The sequence below is a fragment of the Streptomyces sp. HSW2009 genome (genome assembly GCF_040240285.1).
GTDB lineage: Bacteria > Actinomycetota > Actinomycetes > Streptomycetales > Streptomycetaceae > Streptomyces.
Window position 1 is genome coordinate 1 of the sequence record NZ_JBEHZD010000486.1, and the last position, 6,096, is coordinate 6,096.

The 6,096-nt window shown below is 73.9% G+C and carries 4 protein-coding genes; 1 reads left to right on the forward strand and 3 read right to left on the reverse strand.

What is annotated here, in order from left to right; all coding sequences use genetic code 11:
• Positions 1-140 precede the first annotated feature (140 nt).
• The 3 genes from trxA to AAHZ94_RS26960 all read right to left on the reverse strand — a co-directional run bounded on the left by trxA (position 141) and on the right by AAHZ94_RS26960 (position 4,510).
• Positions 141-521: a thioredoxin gene (trxA, locus tag AAHZ94_RS26950; protein ID WP_349995975.1), complete on the reverse strand. Its 381-nt coding sequence runs from the start codon at positions 519-521 to the stop codon at positions 141-143.
• A 490-nt stretch (positions 522-1,011) separates the two neighbouring features.
• Positions 1,012-1,926 carry a LysR family transcriptional regulator gene (locus AAHZ94_RS26955; RefSeq protein WP_349995976.1) on the reverse strand — a complete coding sequence of 305 codons (915 nt, stop codon included), beginning with the start codon at positions 1,924-1,926 and terminating at the stop codon, positions 1,012-1,014.
• A 661-nt stretch (positions 1,927-2,587) separates the two neighbouring features.
• Positions 2,588-4,510, reverse strand: a complete 1,923-nt coding sequence (locus tag AAHZ94_RS26960; protein WP_349995979.1) for an NAD-binding protein — start codon at positions 4,508-4,510, stop codon at positions 2,588-2,590.
• Between the two features lie 868 nt (positions 4,511-5,378).
• Between AAHZ94_RS26960 and AAHZ94_RS26965 the strand changes: the two genes are divergently transcribed.
• On the forward strand, positions 5,379-5,825 hold the full coding sequence (locus AAHZ94_RS26965; RefSeq protein ID WP_349995978.1) for an FAS1-like dehydratase domain-containing protein: 447 nt from the start codon (positions 5,379-5,381) through the stop codon (positions 5,823-5,825).
• Positions 5,826-6,096 lie beyond the last annotated feature (271 nt).

A 6,096-nucleotide genomic window follows, 5' to 3' on the forward strand; every position in this document is an offset into this window, starting at 1 on the left:
GGGGGTGGGGGGGGGGGGCGCGCCGGGGGCGCGGGGCGCGCGCGGGGGCGGCGCCCCGCGGGGTGCGCGGCTGGGCGGCCGGGGGGGGGGGCCGGCCCGACCGGCTCCACTCCGTCTCGCCGTGCCGGACCAGCAGGAGGTCAGCCACCGTTGCCCTGCTGGCCGGCCGCCTCTGCCACCGACGAGCGCACCTGGTCCATGTCCAAGGCCCTGGCCTGCCCGATGACGTCCTCCAGGGCCGTCGCCGGCAGCGCGCCGGGCTGGGCGAAGACCGCGATGTTCTCCCGCACGATCATCAGCGTCGGAATGGACTGGATCTCGAAGGCCGCCGCCAGCTCCGGCTGGGCCTCGGTGTCCACCTTCGCGAAGACCACGTCCTTATGCCGGTCCGACGCGCCTTCGAACACCGGGGCGAACGTACGGCACGGGCCGCACCAGGAAGCCCAGAAGTCGATCAGGACGAAATCATTGCCGGAAACGACCTCGTCGAAGTTGTCCTTGGTGAGTTCCACCGTGCTCATGTGCGGCACCCTGCTTTCCGTATCGGCGGTGGTTCCGGCAACCGTAACGGCCCACGTGCGCGCGCTATTCCTGGAGCCCGCGCGTACGGTGGAAACCGCCGGCAACCGGAGCCGGTGATCGGCTCGGGGCTCTGCTGCCCAGCTCTGCGCCGCCATAACACCTGGCCGTTATGGGCCTTTGACATTGGTCGTGTGGTGGTGCGGCGCGGGATAGTGGGGGCACGGCCGGGCCGCCCGTGCGCCGGTGCACCCGGGGCGCGGTGGTTCGTCCCGTGTCGGTGTTCGGGGCTCCGTCGCCGGCACAGCCACCCCCCACGCAAGACTCCAGCGGCCGTCAGCCGTGGCTTCACGGGTGACGGCCGCTGGCCCACACGCACCGGCTGACGGGCCGGCGCGGGGGCGGGCGGCGGTCAGAGCGGTGGCCACCCGGGCGCCGCGCCTTCGCGGGTACGCGCGCGCGAGGCCGCGCGTCGTCGTACGCCGCGGCGCCTCACTCCAGGTCGGTCGCGCACCGGCGCCCGGCGAACCCCGCCTCGGCCGCCGTGACCAGCGCCTCCTGCCAGCCGACGAGCCGCCCGGGGGCGCGCCAGGCCAGCACGTGCCGCACCTGGATCGGGTCGCCGGCCAGCCGCTTGGCGGCCATGCCGTCCCGCAGCCGTACGCCGCCTTGCGCAAGCGCTATCGCCGCCCCCTGGATGACCAGGTCGAACGCGGTGCCGGCGTCGACGATGTCGTGGTCGATACGGGGCGTGAAGCCGGCCGCGAGGCAGATGGCGGTGAAGGCGGCCCGGTCGCCGCCCTCGCGCTCCAGCGGCGACATGGTCCAGCTCTCGTCGGCCAGCGCGGTCAGCTCCACCCGGTCGCGGCCGGCCAGCGGATGGCCGACCGGCAGCAGCACGAGCGCCGGCTCGGTGCCGATCACCGCATGGGCGATGCCGGCCCGCGGCCTGGTCTCGTAACCGGTCACGTCCGTGATGGCCGCGACGTCGAGCTGATCGCTGGCGAGGCGGTCCAACGCCCAGGCGGCGGACGGGAATTGCTGCGATACGACGGGCACGTCGAGCAGCCCGGCGAGTTGGGTGGCCAGATGCGAGAAGACCGGTCCCGGCGAGCCGCCGAGGCGCACCACGGAGGTCTCGGTGGCCGCGCTGCGCTGGCTCTCCCGGATGCGGTCGGCGCTGGCCACGGCGCTCCGGGCGTGGGCGATCACCTCGTCCCCGAACCGCGTCGGCCGCACTCCGCTCGCCTCCCGGACGAACACGGGGCGGCCAAGCGCCGTCTCGATCCGCTTGAGTTGGGTGGAGACGGCGGGTTGGGAGAGCAGGAGCGTTGCCGCGGCCCTGGTCAGACTGCCGGCGTCGGCGATGGCCACCAGGATGCGCAGGTGCCGCAACTCCAATTCCATAGGTCCCGCAACCTATCGTTCTTCGGCGCCACCGAGAAGGAGTCGGCGGCGGCCCCCCGCGACGGACCGCACCACATCTGGACAGGCCCAGACCAAGTCCCCACCCGCGCCCACTCCCCCACCACCGGGCCCCTCCGCCACGCCCTGCCCCCCTTTCCCGACCGCCGCACGGCACGTCCCACCGCCTGGCGCACGCCGCGGGCCGGTGGCGTACGGGGCGGTCGGCGGCGGCTCCCCACCACCGGCGTGGTGCATGGGGCTTGGGCGATGTGCGGAGGGTGGTGGATTCGCCTTTGTGGAAATTTATGGAAAGCGATGGGAAGCCTTCTGGATTTCTCGGCCAACATCCCGGCCAACACCCCGACCAACACCCCAGAAAAGGCGAGCACATTGATGCGCTGCGCGTTTCTGCTACGAGCTTCCAGCCGTCACATCGGCTGCCTCAAGCACGCTTCCATGACGACTTCTCGACTCTGCCAATTCACCAGACCACACGTCAATCATCCGCCCCACGCACAGAATTCCGTACGTCCGAAGGATTCGACAGGAAGCACATCCCGTCCGCCGATCGAGCCCGCTGTGGCGCTACCGGACCCCGGCCATTCCCGGTGTGTTCACGGCAGGCAAAAGGGCTCCGCTCGCGCGTGGTTCGGAGTGCGGGCTAGCCGGCCCGGCGGGCCTGGGGGCGGCCGAGGAGTTCGGCCAGGCCGCGGCGGGTGGCGACGAGGACGACGCGGTCGGCGGGGCGCAGCACGTACGCCGGGTCCAGGTCCCACACCAGGCGCTGTCGAGGTTCGCCGGGGCCGGCGCGCAGGGCGGCGCCGAGGTCGGCCGGCCGCGGGCCGGGGGCCGAGGCGTCCAGCGCGAGGACCCGCCAGGAGCCGGGGCGGGAGGCGTCGGCGACGGTGCGGCCGACCAGTTGCGGATGGCCCGCCACCTCGACGGCGGCGAGCAGCAGCACCTTGCGCTCCACCGAGAACGCGCCGAGCACCTGGCGGCCCATCATGGCGCCGGCGAAGGCGGGCGCGGCCAGTGAGGAGACGCTGCGGCTGCGGGTGAGGGCCTGTGGGTGGGCGGCGCGCAGGGTGCGGTAGACGGCGGTGGCGAAGCCGTCGTCGTACAGGCGCAGCGCCACCCGCAGTTCGGGGTGGATCGAGCGCGCGTACAGGGCCGCCTCCAGGTTGGTGATGTCCACGCTGGTCAGCGCGAGGAGGGCGTGGGCTCGGTGGATCTTGGCCGCCTCCAGCACGCCCTCCTGGGTGACGTCGCCGAGCACGGTGGGCACGCGCATCCGGCGGGCCACGGCGACGCCGCGGGCCTGTGGATCGTTCTCCACGCAGACCACCGGAATGTCCATCTCCCGCAGCCTGACCAGGACCCGGGTGCCGACCTTGCCGAGCCCGAGGAGGACGACGTGGCCGGAGAGGCCGCGCGGCGGGCGGCGCAGCGCGGACGCGGTGCGGAAGGTGCCGAACGCCTCCAGGGCGGCGGCCACCATCACGGGCAGCAGCATCAGCCCGATCAGCCCGGACAGCAACTGCATCGCCTGCCGGCTGGTGCCCTCTTCGATGGCCGGCTCGCCCATGGCGAACAGGTCGAGCAGGGTGAGGTAGCCGGCGTGTAGCGGATGGGCGCCGGTGACCAGCCAGGAGACCACGGCGAGGGCGAGCACGGCGGCGCACACGCCCGCGATCGACCAGCGCAGTCGGGCCGGCAGCAGCGACGTCAGCGGTGCCCAGCGGCGGCCGAGCCGGCGAGCGGCCGAGGTCGGGGTGCCGTGCGAGACGGTCTCCAGGACCAGGGCGCGGCGGCCGGTCGCGGCCCGTACCGACGCCTGGTCGGGCAGGAGTTGCGGGCCCTCGGCGCCGCTGCTGTCGGAGCCGTCGGCGCCGGCCGGGTCGCCCACGGTCGAGGAGAGCAGCGCGAGGACGCCAAGCCCCTGGTCGCCGATCTCGCCGCCGGCCGTCGGGGCCCGTTCCACCAGGCGCAGCATCAGCCCGTCGGCCTGCACCACCTTGCTGGTGCCCGCGATGGCGGTGGCGGCCAGCGCAGGGGCCGCGGTGTCGGCGTCCGAGAGCACCGTGGTGACCGCCTCGGGGGCGGTTCCCGCGCCGGTCTGCCCCGGGTCGGTGACGACCGCCGCCTGGTCCAGGAGCTCTTCCAGGCGCTGGCCGAGCTTGCGGTTGTAGAGCCGGATGACCAGGCGGAGCTGCGGGCTGAGCCGGCGGGCGGCGAGCGCGGCCCGGATGTTGGCCTCGTCGTCGTCATGGACCAGGGCGAGCGCGGCGGCGCGCTCCACCCCGGCCTCCACCAGCACCGCATCGTCCAGGCCGGCGGCCTCCACGACGGTGGTCCCGGTGGCGGCCGGCCCGCCGGCCGGGTCGCCGCCGGTGGACGCGGCGCGGGCCATGGCGGCGCTGACCCGCCCGAACAGTGCGGTGGCCCGGCCCACGGCGCGCCCCCGTACGGGCGCACCGGCGGCCTCCCGTGCGGGCGGCACGACGAGCGTGATGCGCTCGCCGTAGACGCTGCGCAGTTCGGAGGCGAGCCGGTGGGCCAGGGCGTCGTCGCCGCACACGATCATGTGGCCGGTCGGGGTTGCGGGTGGGCCGGGCTGAACACTGAGCAAGGACACGTGGGTAAGGAGTCCCGCGCCCCCAGGGACAGTTCCCGCCCGGGCACCACGCCGGCCCGTTGCCGCTGGATCGTTACCCCGGCTCGCGCGCGGGCCCGCGCGTGGCCCGCGGGACGGCGGCGGCCCCACCGGGCATTACGGGCCGCGGGGTTGACTCTTGGTGGGACAACGGCAGGCCCGCCGGGGTGCGGGTGCGGCGGTACGCGTCCGGCCGGGTGCGGCGGGTACGCGCGGGTGCGTGCGAGTGGGCCCGCACGCGGCGGGGTTGGGGTGCCCGGGGTCGGTGCACGTGAGTGCTGTGCGCGCGCGTACGGGGCGGATTCCGGTGGGCGCCCGGGGCCGCATCGGTGGGGGTGCAGGTACGCGTCCGAGCCGAGCCCGGTGGGGGTGCGGGCCCCGGCCCCGCGGGAGCCCTGTGCATCCCGCGGCAAACGCAGGGGATTCGTACGGCAATTGTCGGGCCACCCTCCGGAATCGGGGGTCGGGAATTCCGTTCCGTGGCGGGTTCGCGTGGTCTTCGTCGCGCATCGGATGGCGGCTCTCGGCGCCCCGGCGACGGGTTTTCGTGGCAGAATGCCGAGGGCCGTCGTCGACGCCGCCTATCGGTCCGGGAATTGGTCCGCGGGGGGCGGTGATTGGCCGGCGGCCCAGCGGAACGGGGGGTTCGTTCCGCTCGTCACGCGACGCGCCCGTGGGTACTGTCGATCGCGCCCCAGTGGGCCGACACCACGCCGTCGACCATTCCGTGACCGGCCGTCCACCACTGCTTCAGTTGGGCCGTACTCATATCTCCACGTCCATGCGCTAGGAGCACCGTATGCCTCTCGACACCTCTTACGTCGGTCGGGTTTATCCGCCCACTGAGCCTTATGAGGTGGGCCGCGAGAAGATCCGTGAATTCGCGGCGGCCGTGGGCGACACCCACCCCGTCTTCGTCGACCCGCAGGCGGCACGGGCGCTCGGGCACCTGGACGTGATCGCCCCGCCCACCTTCATCTTCACCCTCGCGCAGCGCGCCACCGACCAGGTGGTGCACGATCCCGAACTCGGCCTGGACTACAGCCGTGTGGTCCACGGCGACCAGCGGTTCGTCTACAGCCGCCCGATCTACGCCGGCGACCGGCTGACGGTCGTGGTGCACGTGGACAACATCAAGACGCTGGCCGGCAACGACGTCGTCGACCTGCGCGGCGAGGTGGACACCGACACCGGCGAACACGTCGTCACGGTCTATCTGACGCTGGTCTCCCGGGCCGCCGGCTGACCCTGCCGCCAACCACAGCCGCAGCCGCAGCCGTAGTCGCTGCAACAGTCGTACGGGCTGCCGCGGGCACGACCGTTGCACCAAACCAGCACGCAGCCGCTGCCGCGGCGCCCAACAGGGCGGGGGGGGGGGGGGGGTTTTTTTTAAACCCCCCCCCCCCCCCACCCCCAACCCCCCCCCCCCCCCGCGGGGGGGCCCCCCCCCGGGGGGGGGCGCCCCCCCCCGGGGGGGCCCCCCCCCGTCCGCGTCGGATCAGGTCTTGCTGGGCACC

What these genes read in the sequence shown, in the direction of transcription:
- trxA (WP_349995975.1), bottom strand. Translation starts at nt 521, where the DNA reads ATGAGCACGGTGGAACTCACCAAGGACAACTTCGACGAGGTCGTTTCC.
- AAHZ94_RS26960 (WP_349995979.1), bottom strand. Translation starts at nt 4,510, where the DNA reads ATGATCGTGTGCGGCGACGACGCCCTGGCCCACCGGCTCGCCTCCGAA.
- AAHZ94_RS26955 (WP_349995976.1), bottom strand. Translation starts at nt 1,926, where the DNA reads ATGGAATTGGAGTTGCGGCACCTGCGCATCCTGGTGGCCATCGCCGAC.
- AAHZ94_RS26965 (WP_349995978.1), top strand. Translation starts at nt 5,379, where the DNA reads ATGCCTCTCGACACCTCTTACGTCGGTCGGGTTTATCCGCCCACTGAG.